General features: G+C 46.8%; 19 protein-coding genes, 1 other RNA gene and 1 other annotated feature. Of the genes, 3 read left to right on the forward strand and 17 right to left on the reverse strand.

Features of this window, described 5'->3' with window-relative positions:
• Nucleotides 1-18: 18 nt before the first annotated feature.
• The 6 genes from ssrS to Tfer_RS05340 form a co-directional block, all read right to left on the reverse strand.
• Nucleotides 19-198, reverse strand: a non-coding RNA gene (gene ssrS / locus Tfer_RS15925) — 6S RNA.
• 159 nt (nucleotides 199-357) lie between these two features.
• Nucleotides 358-2145, reverse strand: coding sequence for an aspartate--tRNA ligase (gene aspS, locus Tfer_RS05320; protein ID WP_052217196.1), 1788 nt, complete (start codon nucleotides 2143-2145; stop codon nucleotides 358-360).
• 39 nt (nucleotides 2146-2184) lie between these two features.
• Complete coding sequence (hisS, locus tag Tfer_RS05325) at nucleotides 2185-3444, reverse strand: histidine--tRNA ligase (RefSeq protein ID WP_052217197.1); 1260 nt, start codon at nucleotides 3442-3444, stop codon at nucleotides 2185-2187.
• A gap of 75 nt (nucleotides 3445-3519) precedes the next feature.
• Nucleotides 3520-3748, reverse strand: a binding site (T-box leader).
• Nucleotides 3749-3842: 94 nt separating this feature from the next.
• Nucleotides 3843-4214, reverse strand: coding sequence for a hypothetical protein (locus Tfer_RS05330; protein WP_013120784.1), 372 nt, complete (start codon nucleotides 4212-4214; stop codon nucleotides 3843-3845).
• Between the two features lie 214 nt (nucleotides 4215-4428).
• Nucleotides 4429-5931, reverse strand: a complete 1503-nt coding sequence (gene hemZ / locus Tfer_RS05335; protein ID WP_052217198.1) for a coproporphyrinogen dehydrogenase HemZ — start codon at nucleotides 5929-5931, stop codon at nucleotides 4429-4431.
• Entirely contained in the window at nucleotides 5915-6517 is a 603-nt protein-coding gene (locus Tfer_RS05340) for a GNAT family N-acetyltransferase (RefSeq protein ID WP_052217199.1), read from the reverse strand. The genes hemZ and Tfer_RS05340 overlap by 17 nt, the downstream gene beginning before the upstream one ends.
• Before the next feature lie 56 nt (nucleotides 6518-6573).
• Here Tfer_RS05340 and spoVB point away from each other — a divergent pair, with 56 nt between their 5' ends.
• Nucleotides 6574-8133, forward strand: a complete 1560-nt coding sequence (gene spoVB, locus Tfer_RS05345) for a stage V sporulation protein B (RefSeq protein ID WP_052217200.1) — start codon at nucleotides 6574-6576, stop codon at nucleotides 8131-8133.
• Here spoVB and surE read toward each other — a convergent pair.
• From surE to folE, 3 genes are read right to left on the reverse strand one after another with little or no spacing between them, the layout of a single operon-like run.
• A complete protein-coding gene (gene surE, locus Tfer_RS05350; RefSeq protein ID WP_052217201.1) occupies nucleotides 8119-8886 on the reverse strand; it encodes a 5'/3'-nucleotidase SurE in 768 nt (255 codons plus the stop codon). The two genes, spoVB and surE, sit on opposite strands and share 15 nt — an antisense overlap.
• Nucleotides 8887-8934: 48 nt before the next feature.
• Nucleotides 8935-9156, reverse strand: a complete 222-nt coding sequence (locus tag Tfer_RS05355; RefSeq protein WP_052217202.1) for a YpmA family protein — start codon at nucleotides 9154-9156, stop codon at nucleotides 8935-8937.
• 41 nt (nucleotides 9157-9197) lie between these two features.
• A complete protein-coding gene (gene folE, locus Tfer_RS05360) occupies nucleotides 9198-9764 on the reverse strand; it encodes a GTP cyclohydrolase I FolE (RefSeq protein ID WP_013120790.1) in 567 nt (188 codons plus the stop codon).
• A 194-nt stretch (nucleotides 9765-9958) separates the two neighbouring features.
• Here folE and Tfer_RS05365 point away from each other — a divergent pair, with 194 nt between their 5' ends.
• Complete coding sequence (locus Tfer_RS05365; RefSeq protein ID WP_052217203.1) at nucleotides 9959-10972, forward strand: DUF2225 domain-containing protein; 1014 nt, start codon at nucleotides 9959-9961, stop codon at nucleotides 10970-10972.
• 20 nt (nucleotides 10973-10992) lie between these two features.
• Here Tfer_RS05365 and Tfer_RS05370 read toward each other — a convergent pair whose 3' ends face one another.
• On the reverse strand, nucleotides 10993-11634 hold the full coding sequence (locus Tfer_RS05370) for a hypothetical protein (RefSeq protein ID WP_013120792.1): 642 nt from the start codon (nucleotides 11632-11634) through the stop codon (nucleotides 10993-10995).
• 102 nt (nucleotides 11635-11736) lie between these two features.
• Here Tfer_RS05370 and Tfer_RS05375 point away from each other — a divergent pair, with 102 nt between their 5' ends.
• Nucleotides 11737-12831, forward strand: a complete 1095-nt coding sequence (locus Tfer_RS05375; RefSeq protein WP_052217204.1) for a GGDEF domain-containing protein — start codon at nucleotides 11737-11739, stop codon at nucleotides 12829-12831.
• Nucleotides 12832-12854: 23 nt separating this feature from the next.
• Here Tfer_RS05375 and Tfer_RS05380 read toward each other — a convergent pair whose 3' ends face one another.
• The 7 genes from Tfer_RS05380 to Tfer_RS05405 all read right to left on the reverse strand — a co-directional run bounded on the left by Tfer_RS05380 (nucleotide 12855) and on the right by Tfer_RS05405 (nucleotide 20598).
• Complete coding sequence (locus tag Tfer_RS05380) at nucleotides 12855-14078, reverse strand: tetratricopeptide repeat protein (RefSeq protein ID WP_052217205.1); 1224 nt, start codon at nucleotides 14076-14078, stop codon at nucleotides 12855-12857.
• 158 nt (nucleotides 14079-14236) lie between these two features.
• On the reverse strand, nucleotides 14237-15493 hold the full coding sequence (locus tag Tfer_RS05385) for an NAD(P)/FAD-dependent oxidoreductase (RefSeq protein WP_052217206.1): 1257 nt from the start codon (nucleotides 15491-15493) through the stop codon (nucleotides 14237-14239).
• Nucleotides 15494-15508: 15 nt separating this feature from the next.
• A complete protein-coding gene (gene cooS, locus Tfer_RS05390) occupies nucleotides 15509-17416 on the reverse strand; it encodes an anaerobic carbon-monoxide dehydrogenase catalytic subunit (RefSeq protein ID WP_052217207.1) in 1908 nt (635 codons plus the stop codon).
• On the reverse strand, nucleotides 17417-17917 hold the full coding sequence (locus Tfer_RS05395; RefSeq protein WP_052217208.1) for a 4Fe-4S dicluster domain-containing protein: 501 nt from the start codon (nucleotides 17915-17917) through the stop codon (nucleotides 17417-17419). It lies immediately after the preceding gene.
• A gap of 126 nt (nucleotides 17918-18043) precedes the next feature.
• Nucleotides 18044-19081, reverse strand: coding sequence for a tetratricopeptide repeat protein (locus Tfer_RS05400; RefSeq protein ID WP_052217209.1), 1038 nt, complete (start codon nucleotides 19079-19081; stop codon nucleotides 18044-18046).
• Nucleotides 19082-19146: 65 nt separating this feature from the next.
• Nucleotides 19147-19275, reverse strand: a complete 129-nt coding sequence (locus tag Tfer_RS17105) for a hypothetical protein (protein ID WP_282432056.1) — start codon at nucleotides 19273-19275, stop codon at nucleotides 19147-19149.
• Nucleotides 19276-19464: 189 nt separating this feature from the next.
• Nucleotides 19465-20598 (reverse strand): ABC transporter permease, encoded by a 1134-nt coding sequence (locus Tfer_RS05405; RefSeq protein ID WP_052217210.1) that lies wholly within the window; start codon nucleotides 20596-20598, stop codon nucleotides 19465-19467.

Below are 20598 nucleotides of genomic sequence, written 5' to 3' on the forward strand. Positions count from 1 at the left end.
TGGAATGAAGCGCAATAAAATAACCCCACACATGTCGTGAGCCGCTGTAAATTGAACCTGTCTCTCACAGGTGGGTGCCCTCCTGCCTGCTTTTTGTGTCCACTCGAAGGAGGCATACAAGCCACAGACAGAGTCAGGCTCCCTTAGTATTGGTGTTGGCTCAATACTAATCGGCTTTCACGAACATAGTAGGGTGTTGCTACAATTTGGATATATTCGATTACACTATTAATATATCATACATGTTTTGCCCTTATCAAGAGCCAATAAATGCTATTTTATGGTCTATATATATTATTTCTCTAGGGCTCGCCGATTATTCCACCGAATTGCACTGTTAATTCAGGGAACCACAGACTATTTTGGGGCCACCACATTAAGTTTGATATGTAGTTCTCTTAACTGTTTTGCCGTAACCTCCGAAGGAGCCTGCGTCATCAAATCTGTAGCGCTTTGTGTTTTGGGGAATGCGATTACATCCCTGATAGAATCCCGACCGGCCATAAGCATAACCATGCGGTCGAGACCAAAAGCAATACCGCCATGCGGAGGCGTTCCGTATTCAAAAGCTTCCAGCATGAACCCGAATTTTTCAATAGCTTCTTCCGGCGACAAGCCAAGGAGAGTAAACATTTTTTCCTGTACCTGCCGGGAATGAATCCGGATACTGCCACCACCGAGTTCCACCCCATTGAGGACCACATCGTAAGCCTTGGCCCTGACCACCAACGGATCGGAATCCAACAGGGGAATATCTTCATCCATCGGAGAAGTAAAGGGATGGTGGATGGCCACATACCTTCGTTCTTCCTCGTCATATTCGAGCAGGGGGAATTCAACAATCCATACAAATTTAAATACCTTACCGTCAATCAGGTTTAGCCTCCTGGCCAGCTCGACCCTCAGATGACCCAGGGCATCTGCCACTATCGACGGCTTGTCGGCAACAAAGAAAAGCAGGTCTCCCGGCTCTGCCTCGAACCTTTCCAAAATGACTTTAATTTCTTCTTCTTTAAAAAATTTCAAAATCGGCGACTTGAGTCCGTCTTCCGTTACCACAATATAGGCAAGGCCTTTGGCGCCGTATATACCCACAAATTGCGTCAGGTCATCAATTTCTTTGCGGCTGAACCCGGCACAGCCCTTGGCATTAATTCCTTTGACCTGACCGCCACCGGCAGCTACGGAAGCGAAAACCTTAAAATCAGAGTCTTTGGCTATATCGGTAAAGTCTTTCAGTTCCAGACCAAACCGCAGGTCGGGTTTATCTGAACCATACCTGTCAATAGCTTCTTTGTATGTTAGACGCTCAAAGGGCGTTGTAATCTCTATTCCTGCCGCCCTGAAGGCATGGGCCAGCATTTCTTCTGTTAAAGCCAGGACATCATCTATATCAACAAAAGACATCTCCATATCTACCTGGGTAAATTCCGGCTGGCGGTCGGCACGTAAGTCCTCGTCACGGAAACAACGGACTATTTGGAAATATTTTTCCATGCCCGCCACCATTAAGATCTGCTTGAATATTTGCGGCGACTGGGGTAAAGCGTAAAATTTCCCGGGATTAACCCGGCTGGGAACCAGATAATCACGCGCTCCCTCCGGCGTACTCTTGGTAAGCATCGGGGTCTCAATTTCCAGGAAACCGGCCTTGTCGAGAAACTCCCGGATCGCCATGGTGGTTTTGTGCCTTAAAATCATATTCCGCTGCATATCGGGCCGCCTTAAATCCAGGTAACGATACTTCAGCCTGAGGTTTTCATCCACATCAACATCTTCTTCGATGTAAAAAGGCGGAGTCTTGGCTTTATTTAAAATGCGCACTTCCAGGCAGTTAACATCTATTTCGCCGGTAGGCAGGTTTTCATTAACAGTTCCTTCCGGCCGCGCCACCACCTGTCCCCTTACTGCCAACACATATTCAGACCGGATGATCTCTGCCTTGGCAAAGGCTTCCTTATCCACATCGGGGCTGAAAACCACCTGGACCAAACCAGAACGATCACGCAGGTCAACAAAAATCAGGCCCCCATGGTCCCGCCGGCGTTGTACCCAGCCCATAAGCACAACTTCCTCGCCAATGTTGGTCTTCCTTAATTCTCCACAATGATGGGTCCTTTTTAATCCTTTCAGCGATGCCGTCATTCCTTCTCCTCCTTGCACTTTTCCTGGTCAAAATTACCTTTAGTCTATCTTTTTTAAATAATTTATTAATTCGTCAAGGGCTATTTCTTCCTGCTGCCCGTCGGCCATGTTTCTGACAGCGGCAATTCCCCGGTTCAGTTCGTTTTCCCCGAGGATAACCACATATTTAGCCTTGAGTCGGTTGGCAAATTTCATTTGTGCCTTGAGACTGCGGTTCAGGTTATCTATTTCAGCAGCAAGGCCGCTCCTGCGCAGGATATCCAGTATCCGGAAAGACTTCAGTTTAGCCTCCTCGCCCAGAGGAGCCAGGTAAATGTCACACCTGTTTTCCACAGGAATTTCGATACCCTGCCTTTCCATGGTGGCCAGGATTCTTTCCAACCCGAGAGCAAATCCTATACCGGGCGTGGGCGGCCCACCCACCTGCTCTATCAGGCCGTTGTAACGACCGCCACCGCCAATGGAACTTTGGGCCCCAATATCAGCGGCCATAATTTCAAAGGCCGTTTTTGTGTAGTAGTCCAATCCCCGAACCAGGCGGTCATCAATTATGTATTCGATACCGATGGCATCTAGGTAATTTTTTACTTTTTCAAAATGCTCCCGACAATCGTCGCAAAGACAGCTCAGAGTAGTTGGCGCCCCTTCGCTTACCAACCGGCAGGCTTCTTCCTTGCAGTCAAGAATACGCATGGGATTGCGGTCGTACCTGGACCGGCATAAAGCACAAAGCCTGTCCAATTTCCCAGCCAAAAATTTCTGCAGTTCCTCTCTATGCTTCGGTCGGCAAACAGGACAGCCCACACTGTTGATATGCAGCTCCAGGTCCCGCAAACCTAACCGGTTGTAAAAATCCATGGCCATACTGATTACCTCGGCATCAACCACCGGGTCATCGCTGCCGAAAACCTCCACTCCAAACTGGTGAAACTGCCTGTATCGCCCGGCCTGCACATTGGCATACCGGAACATAGGTCCCTCATAATAGACCTTTATGGGCAGCGGCTGGGCATAAAGCTTGTGTTCCACAAAAGCGCGTACAGCCGACGCCGTCATTTCCGGACGCAGGGTCAGGCTGCGTTTTCCCTTGTCCTGAAAGGTGTACATTTCCTTTTCCACTACGTCAGTGGTATCGCCAACCCCGCGTAAGAACAATTCCGTATGTTCAAATATTGGCGTTCTGATTTCTGCATATCCATACTCACGGCAGATTTCCTTGATAATTTTCTCTAGGAAATGCCATTTTTCCACCTGCCCGGGCAGAATATCATTTGTCCCTTTAGGACCCGTTGTTAACATTTATGACACCTCGCTTACCGAATAATGTGCCGATAACAAAAATTAAACTCCCGTCTCTGACAATAACTATTTATTGACAGGGACGAGAGTTAAAAACCCCGCGGTACCACCCTGGTTGGACAATTTGCATTAATTGTCCCCCTCAGACTTTTTAACGGTAGTCAACCGGAAAAACCTACTAAAATAATGTTCAGTATTCGACTTCCGGGTGTTTTTTCGCTGACATTTTTTAAAGATACTTTCAGTCACGGTATCTTCTCCCTGAAAAAAAGAGGTCAGTTACTCTCCCGTTCATCGTCTTTGCTCTTTATTAATTTACAGATTCAATTTCAATTATAAATTTTATCCAAATATACAGCGCTTGTCAACCTGACCCACGTATGTATTTCCTTGGCCGCTTAGAGGCTCCAACGCCACTTTATCCGGTCGCCCTTTAAAACACCCTTATTTACCGGGAGCCAGGCAAAGTGGGACGGAATTTTATGAGTCGGGTTTTTTAATACGATATGAATTGCTCCTACACAGGCGCCAAAATAGTCGTAGCGCAACATTATAATGTCTTCATCAGGTACCGGTAAACTCTCCCTGAACTTTTTTAAAATCTCTTCTCGGGTGGCAGCTCCTATTTCCGGCCGCCTGGGGTTCCAAACAGATTTATAAACGTACCTCTTTTCGTCATCGGTCAAACGCATCCATTCCTCAAAAGTCAAGTCTTTTGCCAGCTTCGCCCGGTCCAACTGTGTACTTCCCTCAAGCATAGTCAGACTCATAAAATCACACTCCTTTGTGTGGATTTGCCCGCCATTTGTTCTCATTTTCACAAACTATGTAAAAATTTAACCTGAATATCCCGTAATATCTTATTCAAGTACCTTCCAATTAAATGCAAAATGAACAAAAAATATATTACAGCCACTTAGTTTGAAAATGACTTGTCATATTTATACAAATTTTCTTCTTCATAGAGCTTTCTACAAATGGCCATCATTTTCCTTCCCTTGCCTGGTATTTATTTTTTACCTGTTCAAGCCTGGATATCTTTTTTTCGAGCAGTTCATCCACGCGATTTATATAAGCTTCCGGGTCTTTCGGGTTATAAAGATTTGTCAATGTCCAGTCGGCAGGGTTGACAAATTTGGAACCGGCTCCTGCTCCCAAACCGATAACGGTCTGTCTTTCCTCGATAACCTGGATATTATAAATACAGTCATAACCCTCCACAGCATATCCCCTGTTTTCCGTTGGACCGACCATATATTTCTGCCTGTAAAGGTAGTAAGGGTGCATACCCCATTTCTCCGTATATTCCTCTGTAATTGCCAGCATTTTGGTTATTTCCGTTTCTTCAGGCAATTCGTACCGTTCCCTGTTCTCCCGAATCTGGGACGCCCTTTTCACAGCCAGGGTATGTACCGTAAGATTTTCCGGCGCCAGGGGTTCAATTTTCAGTAAAGTATTTTCCACATCAGGCGCTGTTTCGCCGGGTAAACCAATGATGATATCCATATTAATATTATTAAACCCTGCTTGCCTGGCCATTTTAAAGGCAGATTCAATATCTTCGGGCGTATGCAGCCGGCCGATGTTATTTAACGTCCTGATGTTCATGGACTGGGGGTTAATACTTAACCTGGTAACCCCCAATTTCCTGCTTACAGCCAGTTTTTCTCTGGTCAGCGTATCAGGACGTCCGGCTTCAAGGGTTATTTCCCGCACCGTAGTAAACGGAATTGCTTTATCCAAGGATTCCAGCAGTTCTGACAGTATTTTCTCCTCCAGGGCAGTAGGCGTTCCGCCTCCTAAATAAATGGTCTGCACCTGCCAGCCTTCCGCCCGCAGAAAGCCGGCAATCCCAGCAATCTCCTTTTTCAAAGCAACCACAAAAGGAGCAATCATACCGGCGTATTTACTTACCGGGTACGCCGGGAAGGAACAGTAGGCACACCTGGTGGGGCAAAAAGGAATCCCCACATAAAGACTGACGGTTTGTTCCGCCTCTTCAGGCCCTAAAATGTATTTGCGGTTGTTTAACGCCACTTTTAAAAGACCCTCAGCTTTGACTTCGTCCATATCATAACTTTTCAACAGATGTTCTCGTATTGTCTCTTTGTCCCATCCCATATCCAGCAGGCGGTGAACTATTTTCGTGGGACGAATGCCTGTAAGGATTCCATAAGGTAGGGGTTTCAACCCGCATACCTTCAGCACAGACCTGTATACGGCCTGTTTAACCATGCGTTTGAGCTGGTTATGAGCTTCCCCGGCAATCAAAACGTCTTCTTTAATACATTCCATGTCCCGGCTCCCGCCTTTTACTGCCGTTGCCCCGGCGAAAAGTTTCCGCCCGGATGTTGCGGTAATACTTATATCCAGGTCAGCCTGGCTTAAAAAACCAGGCGCCACAAATTCAGCGGGCCCCAGCAGCGCCCGTAATATATCATGGCAGACCCGGTCGAAACCTTTTTCCGCATTAATTCTGACTTTCATGCTTTTTCCCTTCCCCCGGTCCGACCGGGATACCCACTATCGCCGCCAATTCTTTTCGCCGCTGCAGAAAATCTTTTTTCAGCAAGCCCATTAGGATGATATCAATATATGTACCGTTTTTGTAAAGTCCTTCCCGCTGGACTCCTTCCTGGACAAAACCAAGTTTTTCATAGAAGCGGCGGGCCCGTTCGTTATATCGAAATACTTCAACTCCTACCCGGTTAAAGCCCAGCTTGTTAAATAAATAATTGATAACAGTAAGAAGAGCGTCGGTACCATATCCCTGGCCCCAATATTTTTTTTCTCCGATAAGCATACCCAATTCTACTTTCCTGTTAAATTTATCGATTTCCGTTACAGACATAAAACCGATGGGAACACCCTTTTCATTCTCAATTATCAACCGCAGGACGCTGTATTCTTCCAACTGGCGTTCAAATCGCTTCTCTTCCAGCTCCAGTGTAGTTATGACTGGATTGCCACACACCATTTCCCCAATTACCGGGTCGTTTTTCCATTTCACCAAAAGTGGTAAATCTGGCCTGGCTATTGTACGTATCGACGTCTTCTTCCCTTCCAGGTGCATGTGCTGCCTCTCCTTTTCTTGGGAATGTAATCGAAGTTTTCTCATAATTATAGTATATGAGGTCCAGGTCTTTTTTTATCGGAACTTTAATATTAGCTTTAGCTGCGGGCATCAACCGCCTAATGGGGTTCGTGTTTCAGGCGGCAGTTTACCGCTTGATAGGGCCGGAGGGAATAGGCCTTTTCAACTTGGTTTATCCTGTTTATATTCTTATTTTAATCATTACAACGGCCGGAATCCCCCTGGCCGTTTCCAAAATGGTAGCTCAGCATCTCGCCCAAAACAATTTCCGGGCCATCAAAAAAATATTTCGTGTTGCCTTGTTCCTGGTTTTCTTCAGCAGCATCTTTTTTACAACCGTTACCCTGGTCCTTTTCCCTTACCTGGTAAAATACATCTTTTACGACCCCCGTGTATCCCTTTGTTTTGCCGCCACTATTCCAGGGATATTCATTGTATCCCTGAGTTCTGTGTTCAGAGGTTACTTCCAGGGCTTACATGATATGGCTCCCACAGCCACAGCCCAGGTCATTGAGCAAGTAATCCGCATCACAAGCGGGCTGCTTCTTGCCTATTACTTGCTGCCCCGGGGAATAACACTGGCCGCAACCGGCATCGCAGCAAGCGGAATTATCGGTGAGTTTTTTGGTTTCGGCGCCTTAATAGTCATGTACCTGAAACGCCATAGGGGAGGTTTGTCCGGGAGCGGCGCCTATCTGCGCACAAAATATATTCTGCACGAATTTTTTAATTTGTGCGCACCCATTACCGCAGGCAGGTTTATCTCCACATTACTTGTTTCCGTCGATGCTTTTGTAATTCCCAGGCGGCTGGCTGCAGCAGGTTTTACAAGCGTTGAGGCCACCAAGACCTTTGGTCAGTTTACCGGTGTGGCTTTAACATTGATCTCTATTCCCACGCTTTTAACAATCTCCCTGGCTACATCTCTGGTTCCGGCAATTGCCGATGCCGAGGCCAAGAATAACCTCACTTTACTGCGCAGCCGGTCAGATGATGCCATCAGGGTAACATTTTTGGCCGCCCTGCCTTTCTGTCTGTATTTTTACCTGTTTGCCCAAGAATTAACTCAATACATTTTTAATGCCCCGGAAGTCGCCGGACTGGTTCGGATTCTGTGCTTAGGAGCACCTTTTCTGTATATTATACAGACAACAACAGGTATCCTGCAGGGATTGGGTAAACCCCTGGTCCCCGTAAAAAACATGATCATCAGTTCCGTCCTCAAACTGGCAGGCATCTGGCTTTTGACGGCCAATCCTAACTTATCAATCAGAGGTACCGCTTATTCTTTTGTCTTGTTTTTCGTCTCTGCTGCATCCTTAAACATCATGTCCCTGGCACGCCTGTCCAGGTTTCAGTTACCCAGAGGCGTTACCCTGTCCAAAAGCGGTTTAGCGATATTGTGCCTTTGTTTAGTGTCGGCCATATTAAGACAACTATGCTTAACCTGGGACCTTTGGCAACCCGTCTCCCTGGTTATCGTCGCTATCCTAGGTTTTCTGATTTACTTTTTCATCTTGCTGCTAACGGGTTTAATAACCAGACAGGACATCAGGAGGTTCTCTTTCCTGCGCAAATATCTACCCTTCCAGTGAAAGATTCCATTCCTGCAACTTCTTTATGAGCTGATAATTGGTAATGTCAAATACAATCGGTGTAACGGAAATTTCGTTACGTTTAACAGCGTTAATATCCGTATCCGGATCTCCGGCCAGGTCCACTGCCTCACCGGCCATCCAGTAATAATCCCGTCCCCTGGGGTCTTTTCTCTTTTCAAAAGTATTTTTGTATATCCTTTTTCCCAACTTGGTGACGGTAATGCCTTTAATTTCCTTTTCTGGCACAGCGGGAACATTAATATTTAGCAGGGTTTCATCAGGCAGACCCTTCTCGACAACCGCTTTCACAACTTGTATAGCTGCTCTGGCCGCCAGTGTATAATCTTCCTTCTCGTAGCTGGCCAAAGAAACAGCAATGGAAGGTATACCGTGGATTACTCCTTCCAAAGCAGCCGAAACAGTACCCGAATAAAGAACATCGGTTCCCAGATTTGGTCCAAAATTGATACCGGAAACCACGATATCCGGCCTTTTCGTAAGCAATCCTTCCAGGGCCAGCTTTACACAGTCAGAGGGGGTCCCGTTAACTGCATATCCTTTGGTGGAACTGTTGGAATACCTTATTTCGTCAACTCTTAACGGTTTATGCACGGTAATGCCATGCCCTGATGCACTTTTGGGCCGGTCGGGGGCAACAATAACCACTTCCCCAACAGTTTCCATGGCTTCTCTCAAGGCCTGAATCCCTGCCGCATTAATGCCGTCATCATTACTCAATAAAATCTTCATTTGACCACCTCTACGCTAAATGCTTGGGGAAACCCCAAGCATTTTCTTTTAAACTTCATATATAGATATTGTCATAGTTTTCTTTTCTGTATTCTTGGTCAGACCAAACATTACCTTTTTATGTTTCAAGGTTTTGTTTAAAAAATCAATTACCTTGTACATCTGGTCATATTCATCAAAACTTTTAGCCGCAATTAATTCCAATTTATCCTTATCTTTTTTCTCAGTATTTGGATTGGCCTTTTCAAGGTTTTCGTTGTTCGTATCCATGTCACCCTCCGTTTATTTTATTCCTGATATATTTCATTATGCTACTTTTGGCTCCTGATTAATGCAAATGCCTCCGCCCTTGTAGCTTCCTGCGTCTTAAACAGACCGCGCACAGCGGAGGTCACTGTCATGGAACCAGGTTTTTTGACCCCCCGCATGGTCATACACATATGCTCAGCTTCCACAACTACAAGGACACCTAATGGATTAAGGCTTTCCATAATGGCTTCGGCTATCCCGCAGGTCAGCCTTTCCTGAAGTTGAGGCCGTTTGGCAATAGTTTCGACAGCCCTGGCTAATTTGGACAGGCCGGTAATTTTCCCTCTACGGGGAATGTAAGCTACATGAGCCCGCCCGAAAAAGGGCAGTAGATGGTGCTCGCACATGGAATAGAAGGGGATGTCTTTTACCAATACCATTTCTTCATGATCCTCGGTAAATAACACCTTCAGGTGATCTTTCGGATCTTCTTCCAGCCCTGAAAATATTTCCTGGTACATCCGGGCCACCCTTTTGGGGGTATCCACCAGACCCTCGCGGGTAGGATCCTCTCCAATGGCTTCTAAAATCATTTTTACGGCCTGCTCCAGCTTTTGTTGGTCAAACATATTATCCTCTCCTTATTTTAACTGTCCTGGTGGGTCCGGTATAACGCACAGGCAACAAATTTGCGAAATATTTTTACTTTTTCTACGAAAGAATAATATTTCCTCCTGTTTCGCACCGAAAAATTATTGAAAGAAGGAAAATGTCATAAAGAATCGAATATTTTAGGTAAGTACTGGTAAAAGGAGGAATTAAAGTGGTCAGCGCATTTTTCGAGCAAGTAAAAACCTGCCCGGTATGCGAAAAAAAGTTTACTGTTACCAGGGTAAGGAGTTCTGCCTGCTATGTCATGAAAAGAGAATCGGACTTCAATACCATTTACAGGGATGTCAACCCGGTCCACTATACCGTTTGGGTTTGTCCCCATTGCCAGTACGCGGCACCGGATAAAAACTTTTCCGACGAACTTCGCCCGGCCGAACTGGAAAGGCTAAAAAAGGGGTTGGCGCTCCTGCGCACCAATGAACCTGATTTTAGCGGCGAACGGACTCCGGCAGTTGCATTAAGGTCATTCGAGCTGGCTATCCGCACCGCTCAGATAAGGCAGGCGGGTCCGGGTTTTAAAGCCAGCCTCTATTTAAGGGCAGCCTGGATCTGCAGGGAATTGGGCAAAGAAGAACAAGAAAAAGAAATGCTAAAAGAAGCTTTAAATCATTACAAAGAATCTTTTGAAAAAGAAGTGAATCTTGCTTCCAGACTAAGCGATGTCAGATTAATGTACATTATCGGTGAACTTAACCGCCGCCTGGGCTATCTTGACGAGGCTATTCAATGGTTTAGCCGAGCAGTAATGAACAAGGATATTAAACACGAACCTGAGCTGGAAAGAATGCTGAGAGACCAGTGGGACCTGGCCCGTGAGGAAAGAAAAAAAGTGGACAGCGTACCGTTAAAGAAACAATCTAAAGATAGCCAATTCGGTGATAACCAGGCAGAAAAAACAGAAGAGCCATCCCAACCCCTGACTTCTGCCACCCCTAAGCCCAGGCACCGGAATAAGGTAAAGATGTTTGCCAGTATTTATACGGACCAGGTAGAGTGGTTAAAGGAAATGTCCAATTTTTGCTATAATAAAACCCAGGTACTGTTGGGAAAAGAAGCCGTTTTACGTGCCGTCCTTGACGCCATTATAGAAGCAAATATACAAATTGAAGGTTCTGATACCGAAGAAGGCCTGAAGGAACAGATACTGAGTGTAATAAAAAAATAGCCGGTTCATCGGCTATTTTTTTAAGGGGTTTCGGGGTTATAGGGTGGGAGCTTGATTTTCTGCAGTTCTTTATGGTATCCCTGCAGCCTCAGGAAAGCGTCTTCTGCTTCTCTGCCGTTAAAATCAAGGCCCGGCTTGATTAAAGTGGCGTATTCTGTGACCATCCGGTCCAGGACTCGTACTGTTTCATTTAGAGTCTTGATCTGCTGGGGAGTTACCGGTTTTCCTTCATCAATCTGCTTGTTTAATGGTTCCAGCAAATCACTGTATAGGTGAGAAAATACATCCCTTTTTTTCATCACTATGTTCAACATAGGCTGAGCAATAATGTCTTTTTTCATCGCCGGTGATATGCTTTCCAGCTTCGTCAGCCGGTCATATTCGTATTCAGTAGGAAAAACCATCGCCTGCAGTGCGCCAATGGTGATGCCCAAATACTGCGGTTTAGACGGATTAATACTGTATTTATAAAGTGAACCCCTGATAATTGTCAATTGAGTATAATCTTCGGCGATAGCGCCACTGAGTCCTTGAACAGCATCATCTTTTAATGCTTTTTGATAATCCAACTTCTCTCCGTCACCGTTACCGGAGCAGCCAAATGAAAAAAAGAGAAATAAAAATATCAAAAATACTTTTAAAAATCTTTTTCCAGTAATCAAAAATGACCCTCCCCGGGGATACTAGTTTTAATATTCTATTTCTGTGTCTTACTGGCAAACTCCTCTTTTTGCAACCATTACTTTTGGAGGCCCTGACTACATATGAAACCGTTGCCGGAGAACAGGTCCGAACTTTTCATTACCAGAATGCGATGGCTTGTCGTATTGGGAAGTCCGCTTCTTTTTTACCTTTCAGGTTTAAATACAGGCTTGGTTTTATGGGGCGTGGTAATTGGCACTGCTCTGGTTAATTTTTATGTTCATTTTTACATGCTGTCGCAGCCCATTAGCCGAAACTGGTCGCACCTTCTGTCCGTTTTAGATACCCTTTTTGTATCGACCATGCTTTTTTTACGGGGCCAACACCAGACTGACCTCCACCAGTTATACTATTTTCTGATCCTGGTATTGGGAATCCGTTACGGAGTAAAGAAATATTTCGGTCTTGTTTTCGTTATCAGCATTATTTACCTGGCCGTTTCCTTGACAGGCGCAGCTTTTTACCGTACCGGCATTGACAAAGTACAACTGGCTACCCAGTTAATTTACTTTATAGCTTTCGGTATCCTGGCCTCTTTCATTTTGCAGCGGGAATACGAACAACAGCAGGAAAAAGAGGAACTCATCAAAGAACTGCAGGCGGCATACCGCCAGTTATCTGCCTATAATGCACAAGTGGAAGAAATGGCCACCAAAGACCCTTTGACTGAATTATATAATTACCGCTATTTTGTTGGCCGTTTGCGCGAAGAAATCCAGTGGGCGCAAAAGTACAACAAACCTCTTTCCTTAATCCTGCTGGACATTGATTATTTTAAGCAGTTTAATGATACCTATGGCCACCCGGCAGGAGATGCCGCGCTGAAAAAAGCGGCCAAAATCTTCCAGGAAAACATCCGTGACCGCGATATAGTGGCCAGGTACGGCGGCGAAGAATTTTTTGTACTGTTACCGGATACTGCCGTCGATGAAGCTTATCTCTGTGCGGAACGAATCAGGAAAGCCATCGAAAAAACCGATATAAAGGTGGAAGAAAAAAAAGCCACTGCCAAAATTACTGTTAGCGCAGGTGTGGCAGCTCTTTCAACCGGGACCCGTACTGTTAAAGACCTTCTCCAAGTGGTTGACCAGGCCTTGTACCAGGCAAAAAAACTTGGCCGCAATAAAACACAAATTTATAGGCCCGAGGGCTTTTAAATCCCCGAGCCTTTTTCCGCCTTTTACGACGCCTTCCCCGTGAGGCCGAAAGCGCTATTATAACAGTCAACGGCTTCCTTTACCCGGCCCAGCTCTTCCATGAGCGCCCCTTTACTGGTCCACGCCCCCGTATGCCTGGGGTTAAATTCTATAACCCGGTCAAAACAGGCCAGCGCTTCATCATATTTATTCATTTTCGCCAGGCATTCTCCCTTATTTAATAACAGTATATCGTTGCGTGGGTCAATTTCCAGTGCCTGCTCATAAAATCCGAGGGCTTCCTCATGCCTGCCCATGGCATCAAGGCACAAGGCCTTATTATTAATAAGGGTAACGTCTTTAGGTGCAATCTCCAAGGCTTCATCAAAGCATGCCAGCGCTTCTTCATGCCGCCCGGCTTTGCCAAGGCACGTTCCCTTGTTGCTCAGCAGGTCCACATCCTTTGGCGCCATTTCCAACGCCCGGTCATAACAAACCAGAGCCATTTCATACCAACCCAGTTCCACCAGGGAATAACCTTTGTTATTCAGCAGGTCCACAGTGCAATACTCCGCCTTTTCGGCTTCTTCATAATATTCCACCGCTTTTTTGTGGTAACCCACCTTGCTTAAACAAAATCCTATATTAGCCTTCAGAACAGGTCCGTTATCCTTGAGCTGTTCCAGCCGCAGGAAACATTCCAGGGCTTCCCCGTACTCTCCCAGTTCAATCAGGCACAATCCTTTGGCATGCAGGGCTTCCTTGTTTTTCGGGTCATAAATAAGAGCTGTATTGTAACAACTCAGCGCCTCCTTCACCCGCCGTTCAAGGTAATAGCAGTTGCCTTTGGCCAACAAGGTCTTGACAGATTTCGGTTGCAGCACCAAGGCCCGGTTATAGGAACTTATGGTTTTATCCGATGAACCCAGGTTGGAGTATACCTCTCCCAGCCACATGAAATATTTGGGTTTATCATTTCTGATTTCGGCCGCCCTTTGAAAATATCTGGCTGCTTCCCGCAGTTGGCCTTTTTTCAGGTGGACATGTCCCAGCCGGTAGTGGACAATTGACCATGAAGGAGCCATACTCAAAGCTGACAGGTAATTTTCGTGCGCCTTGTCTATTTCGCCCAGGGCTTCATATACAAACCCTGCCATAGTAAGATAAGCCGGTTTACTGAAAATACTCCTGGCCAGCAGGGCTGACTTTTGCAGCACGCCCACCGGATCAGGCTTGAACTCTTCCTTGGAAACCTTACTTTCCAGCACAGATTTATCTCTCCCTTCCATAATTGTTGGGGAGAATTTCTATTGTTTTAGCAAGATTCCCTGCTGATTTTTCCAACTTTCGTACGTCAAATTCTTGCCTGAAACGATAGCAAAAACCCCCGAAAAGTGTAGCTTTTCGGGGGCAAAACCGTTCCTGGCTATAAGGCACCTGCAAATTTGGACGCTGACAATTTTGGATAATTAATTCGGCCCATACAAATTTCATCTTTATATGTCGATACGTCAACCTGTTCTTTAACCAGGGCAGACAAAATTCCCGCTTTTTCTGTGCTTCCCAGCAGTATGAAACCAACCAGCTTGTCGTCACGGAAAACAATTCTCCGGTATTCCGGTTTTGCTGCATTTAAGTACTCGTATATTTTCAACTCCTGACCGGCCCCATTGCTTAAGCCCGCAGCAATAATGGACAGGCCGCCCACATTTACGGAATTCATAGTCAAGGCGCCGGTATATTTTTTCCGCCTCCCGGCCATATTCATACCGGCGGTTTTTCCTTCCTCAACAGCAGCAGGCCATAAAGGAACCAATTCGGCTGCACCGGCGAGTATCTTCCGCTTTTGGGCCACATCTCCGGCGGCATATATGTCGGGTATATTGGTCTCCATGTAATCGTTAACCGGTATTCCCCGGTCACATTTAATAGGAGTGTTCATTACCGGTTCAATATTCGGTCGAACTCCGACAGCCAGGATGACAGCATCTGCCTGCAGGCGGCTACCGTCGGATAACTCCACTTCATTTATGTTGTCGGCCGCATCCTTGGCCACTTTATTGATGGTTTTTCCAGAGTAAAATTTAATACCGACCTTCCGGGCAAGGCATTCTTCAATTAACTTACCGGCCTTCTGATCCAAAAAACCCGCCAGTAAATGCGGAGCCAGGCCCACCAAAGATACATCGATGCCTCGTTGGCCCAATGCCTGAGCAGTAGTTACCGCCACCAACCCATCACCTAAAACTACCGCCTTTTTTATTATTGGCAGGTTCTGTTCTAAGGTTTTGGCATCGTCCAGGGTCCGCAGGGTATAAATCTGTCCTGCTCCCTCAAAGGTCGCCCTGGGGACTATGGCTGATGCTCCTGTGGCAAGCAACAGTTTATCGAACTTAACCGTCTCCCCGTTGGACAGGAGCACCTCCTTTACAGAAGGCCGCACCTGTACCGCCCTGACACCGGTTTTCAAAGTAATGTTTAAAGCCTTAACCTCAGCCTCGGTCAATAAAAACATCTGGTCTTCCCTCACCCGGCCGGACAGATAATAAGTCAACAGGCACCGGGAATAAACGCTATGGGGTTCCTCTGTTATGACGGTGATTTCCGCCCTGTCGTCTGCTGCACGGATAGCCCGTACGGCAGCCAATCCGGCGGCACTAAAGCCAATGATAACGTGTCGCATGGGAATCCCCCCATCTTATATCCCGAGCTTGGCGCGTTTATCTTTAATGTGCGCGATGATTCCCTGGGCCGCAGCTATGGGGTCAGTCTCCACATAGAATTTTCCACCCAGCAGGTTTTCGGCCGTTTCTCCCGTGAGCGCGCCGGCCACCACCTGGCTGCCCAGTACAGGCGGAACAACACCCAGGTGGGTAAATACTCCCAGTGCCACTGCCCAGGTGCCGATAGCAATAGCCTTTTCATGCTGGTATTCGGGGGCCGATGCTGCTACCGGCAGGTCTTTGACGGCTACATTCAGGTAAGCAGCTAATGCTTTGAGCAAGTCGCCGATACGGGAATTATCCACACAACTGCCCATATGCAACACCGGCGGCAACGGCGCCTTTAACCCGGCTGCCTCGCCCACCGCAGTCAGTACAGCCTTAAGGCTGTCACCGGCGTACTGCAAAGTGGCCTCCGGCGTCAGGAAACCTGCCTTCCCAAGGGCATGGGCGGCACAACCGGTGGCAACAACCAGCACGTTGTTTTTCAATAACTCCTTCACCAGGGCTACATGGAAGGAATCCTGCACCACCTTGGCGTTGTTGCATCCCACTACGCCGCAAGCTCCCAGAATATTACCGTTAGCAATATTATCAACCAGCGGCTTTAAAGGATTGTCAGCGTTCAGTTTGGCCAGGGCGCCTACCACAGCCTCTACGCTAAACCCGGCCACTACTTTGGACCTATGACCTGGAATCCTGACCTTCTCCGGGTCTCTGTTTTTAAAAGCTTCAATAGCTATGCGCACTATTTGCCGGGCTGTTTCATCAACTTTTTCTATATCAAAGGGCACGTGCTCGGCACCGGGTACTTTGGCTATGGGCATGGTCGTAATCAGTTTGGTATGATAGCAAGCCGTTATGTCAGCCAGGGACGGCATGATGCACTGTACATCCACCACCATGGCATCAACCGCTCCCGTTGTTACAGCCAGTTCCTGGGCCAGAAAGTTGGTGGCCAGGGGTACCCCCTGCCGCATCAAAACCTCATTGCCCGTACAGCAGATTCCCGCCAGCTTAATCCCCCTTGCTCCGGCAGCTATGGCCTCGTTTTCCAGCTTCCGGGCCCACTCCACCACTTTTTCCGACAAGAGGGGAACATGACCGTGAATAATAATGTTAACATAATCTGCATCAAGCACACCTAAATTTGCGTCCGATACCACAGGGCTGGGTGTCCCAAAGAGGATGTCCTGAATATCAGTAGCCAGGTGCAGTCCGCCGTAGCCGTCAACCAAACCCATTTTAACCGTAGCCAGGATCAGGTTGACAGGGTCAGAATCCACACCCATGCTGGTTTGGTGCATGGCCGTGCGGATCTCCCGGTCAGGATTTTTGGGTAATAAACCCAGCTTACCCCATGTTTCCACTCGCTCGGCGGGAGCAGTGGCAGTTAGCCATTTCATGGGCGCAGCGCCATGGTTGGCAAAATCAGCAAAGGCTGCCTCCGCGACTTCTCTGGCCAGGGTATTTTTGTCTTTTCCATCCACAGAAATACCTAATTTACCGGCAACAGCCTTTAATTTTGCCTCATCTTTTATTTCATAGGGCGCCTTCCCCACGGCAGCTTGGTATAAAGCTTCTACTGCCTCATAAGCGTGGTCAATATGGGCCGCTGCCCCACCTGTCGCGGAACGCAACAGGTTGCGGGCCACCATCAGGTCGGCATTGGCGCCGCATATGCCCTTTTGCGGTCCTTCGCCAAAGGGATCAATACGGCATGGTCCCTGCACGCAATTTCTACAGCAAATACCCAGCAAACCAAAGCCACATTGGGGCTGTTGACTTGCAAATCTATGCCAAACAGTCTCTAATCCGTCATTCTCCGCTTTTTCAAGTAATCCCGGAACTGCCGGATCGATAGAAACATCTTTAACACTCATTTATTTCCCCTCCTCCTGATAGAAAATGTTGGTCAAATAACTTACCCGCCTGTTTTTACTGAAGTCATCAACAGGTAAATACATAATGGCCTTAGTAGGACAAGCCTTTACACATTGCGGATCCCCTGTTTCCGAACACCGGTCGCACTTGACCGCCACCTTGCCTTGCTTGTCCTGGCCCAGGGCGCCAAAAGGACAGGTCATCACACACATCCAGCAGCCCACACACCTATCGGCATCATGTATAACCACACCTGTTTCCGCATCTTTCTTCAAAGCTCCGGCCATGCACGCCTGCACACAGGCAGGTTCCTCGCAATGCCGGCACTGCACAGGAAAATTCAGGCCGTTCCCCTGTTCAACAAAAACCCGTTTCCGCGGCTTATGCGTTTCCACGATGGCGGTAAACAGGATTTTGGTTACCGAATGTCCAACAGCGCAGGCAATTTCACAAGATTTACAGCCAAGGCATCGTTTTACATCGACAAGAATTTGTTTCAAGAAAACCCCTCCCTTCCGTTTTCAATTCAATAGGCGATTATTTTAGGTTAATTATCTATTTTCTGTTTTCTTTTACATTTCCTGTCTGAATTCAACAAAATATTTTTATTTTTCACATAATACAAATTAGGGCGTGTTTTGTGACCAGCGTTTTTTCAACAAGAGAATTTTTTCTTCCAGTGACTGGCCTTCTTCCAGCCCCGGACCAACACCCTTTTCGGTTATTTCCTTCACATAACCCGTTCGTTCCAGATATTGCCGTGCCTTTTTATGGCCGGGTAACCGCTTTAGCACGGCCACAAAGTTTTTGGCAGCCAGTTCTTTTTCCTGCAGGCAAAAATAAGCATACCCCAGGTAATAATAAGCTGCCGGGTTCCGCTTGTTCAGTTGGATGGATTTGTGCAAAGCGGCTACAGCTTCCCAGTATTGTTTATTTTTTATATAGGAAATACCCAGGTTTTTCCACAAGTAGGCAGCTTTGGACGAGCACTGTACAGCCTTCCGGTGATTTTTAATTGCTTCAGTGATGTTATTGGTACGCCAGTGAATGCGACCAATCTGGTCATAGATGTATTCCAGCTTGGGGTTTATTTCGAGGGCTTTTTGGAAAACAGCCAGGGCTTCTGCCGTCTTGTTCATACCCTGAAACGCCAGGCCCAGTTGGTACCAGGCAAAATCAAAATCAGGATTATAAGCTACCGCCTTTTCCAGGTATTCTTTCGCCTTATCCCACTGACCTAAGGTATTATGTACCTTGCCCAGGTAAAAATGTGCCTTGGCGTGGTTACTTTCCAAAGCAATAACTTTTTTCAAAAGTTCCTGGGATTTATCCAGGTCCTTTATTTCCCAATACAGATAACCGAGCCGGTAATAGGCCTGTACGTAATCAGGATTAATATTGATTGCTCTTTGGAATCGAAGAACGGCATCGTCATATCTTTTCTCTTTTAAATATATGTAACCCAGCCCGTACTCCGCCAGGTAGAGGTCCGGTTCCACGGCCAGGGCTTTTTGGTAGGTTTCTTCCGCCTCCCTGTACATGCCGGATTTTGCCAGGGCATACCCTAACCGGAGCAAAGCCGCCGTATCATTGGGGGCATTGGCCACCGCCGTTTTATAAAATTCCACTTGTTGCTTTAAGGAGTTTTCCTTTGATTCTCTCATAGGCCAAAATCACCTCCCTAAAGCATATTAGGCAAAGACCGAAGTTATGAAAGAAAAAATAAACGTCAGGAAGACGTTTTTTTAAGCATTTTATGCAGGGTCTTGTAAAGGGCCACAAACAGGCCGCTGCCCATGATGATCAGCCCGGCGGCTATAAGAAGAGCAATGACGGATACAATTTGCACCCAAAGCATTCGCAACACCTCAATGCTATATATCGGCATTTGCGCAAAATACTTTAGCCATGAAAATTAAGGCGACAAATTACCGCTGTACCGGTGAAACAACCGTTGCTCTAATACTACGAAATGCCGCTGTGGAGGTAAACAACCGTTGATTCACCATACAGCGGCTATTGCTGTTACAAAACAACTTACGGCTACTCAATCCAGACGTTTACTCAGGCGGAGGGCGGCCATGGTAATGATGGAAACACTGAAAGCCGCAAGGATAGAAGCGTTTTTCCAAATGTACTCCAGACCGACACCTTTTAAAATTATGCCTCGCAAAATTTCCAGGAAATACGTAAGCGGCAGTAAGGCACCCAGGAACTGCACAAAAGGCGGCATAGAATCCCTGGGAAACATAAACCCCGACAGCAGTACACTGGGTAACATCAGCAAAATACTCATCTGCATGGCCTGCAACTGGGTTTTTGCTACCGTGGAGATGAACATACCGAAACCTAAAGCCGCCAGTAAAAATACAAACGACAAAAACAAAAGAAGGAAAAGATTTCCCCTTACAGGAACATCAAACCAGAAGGTTCCCACCATGAGGGCCAGCAGGACATCCATAAAGGCTATCACCACGTAGGGAACCAACTTTCCGGCAACAAGTTCAACGGGCTTTACCGGGGTAATAATCAACTGCTCCAGTGTTCCCCGCTCCCTTTCCCTCACCAGGGCAAATCCGGTGAGCATAACGGTAATATTCTGCATAATCAAGCCGATCAACCCCGGGATATTAAATTTTACACTTTCCATGTCCGGGTTATACCATATTCTGTAGCGCAAATCGATGGACTGCCGGGCATCAACGGGCAGCCCCGTTTTTTTGATATCCTGCAGCTTCAAAACAAAGGATTTATGCTGGGCTATTACCTGAGCCGCAGACAGGGCCGTCCTGGCCACCAAGGGGTCGGACCCGTCCACCAGCAACTGCACCTGAGCGCTGTCCTTCCGCTTCAACCGTTTGGTATAATCGGGCGGAATAATCAGGCCCGCCTTGGCCGTACCGCTGTCGATCTTGCTCTCCACATCCCTGTAATATTCAACAAACTCCTGGATAATAAAATATCCCGAATTGGTAAAGGCATCCACTAACTGCCGGCTTTCCGCTGTTTTGGCCTGGTCAAATACTACTATAGATATATTCTCTACGTCTGTCGTAACAGCATAGCCAAACAACAAAAGCATCATTACCGGCATAACAAAAATAATGGCTAAACTGGCCCTGTCCCTTTTTATCTGGATTATTTCTTTCACTATGATAGAACGCAGCCTTTGCCAGTTCAT

Source organism: Thermincola ferriacetica (assembly GCF_001263415.1).
GTDB classification, from domain to species: Bacteria; Bacillota; Thermincolia; order Thermincolales; family Thermincolaceae; genus Thermincola; species Thermincola ferriacetica.

Coding starts and splice junctions, on each gene's coding strand:
- aspS (WP_052217196.1), bottom strand. CDS start 2,145: ATGACGGCATCGCTGAAAGGATTAAAAAGGACCCATCATTGTGGAGAA.
- hisS (WP_052217197.1), bottom strand. CDS start 3,444: ATGTTAACAACGGGTCCTAAAGGGACAAATGATATTCTGCCCGGGCAG.
- Tfer_RS05330 (WP_013120784.1), bottom strand. CDS start 4,214: ATGAGTCTGACTATGCTTGAGGGAAGTACACAGTTGGACCGGGCGAAG.
- hemZ (WP_052217198.1), bottom strand. CDS start 5,931: ATGAAAGTCAGAATTAATGCGGAAAAAGGTTTCGACCGGGTCTGCCAT.
- Tfer_RS05340 (WP_052217199.1), bottom strand. CDS start 6,517: ATGCACCTGGAAGGGAAGAAGACGTCGATACGTACAATAGCCAGGCCA.
- spoVB (WP_052217200.1), top strand. CDS start 6,574: ATGAGGTCCAGGTCTTTTTTTATCGGAACTTTAATATTAGCTTTAGCT.
- surE (WP_052217201.1), bottom strand. CDS start 8,886: ATGAAGATTTTATTGAGTAATGATGACGGCATTAATGCGGCAGGGATT.
- Tfer_RS05355 (WP_052217202.1), bottom strand. CDS start 9,156: ATGGATACGAACAACGAAAACCTTGAAAAGGCCAATCCAAATACTGAG.
- folE (WP_013120790.1), bottom strand. CDS start 9,764: ATGTTTGACCAACAAAAGCTGGAGCAGGCCGTAAAAATGATTTTAGAA.
- Tfer_RS05375 (WP_052217204.1), top strand. CDS start 11,737: ATGAAACCGTTGCCGGAGAACAGGTCCGAACTTTTCATTACCAGAATG.
- Tfer_RS05385 (WP_052217206.1), bottom strand. CDS start 15,493: ATGCGACACGTTATCATTGGCTTTAGTGCCGCCGGATTGGCTGCCGTA.
- cooS (WP_052217207.1), bottom strand. CDS start 17,416: ATGAGTGTTAAAGATGTTTCTATCGATCCGGCAGTTCCGGGATTACTT.
- Tfer_RS05400 (WP_052217209.1), bottom strand. CDS start 19,081: ATGAGAGAATCAAAGGAAAACTCCTTAAAGCAACAAGTGGAATTTTAT.
- Tfer_RS17105 (WP_282432056.1), bottom strand. CDS start 19,275: ATGCTTTGGGTGCAAATTGTATCCGTCATTGCTCTTCTTATAGCCGCC.
- Tfer_RS05405 (WP_052217210.1), bottom strand. CDS start 20,598: ATGAACTGGCAAAGGCTGCGTTCTATCATAGTGAAAGAAATAATCCAG.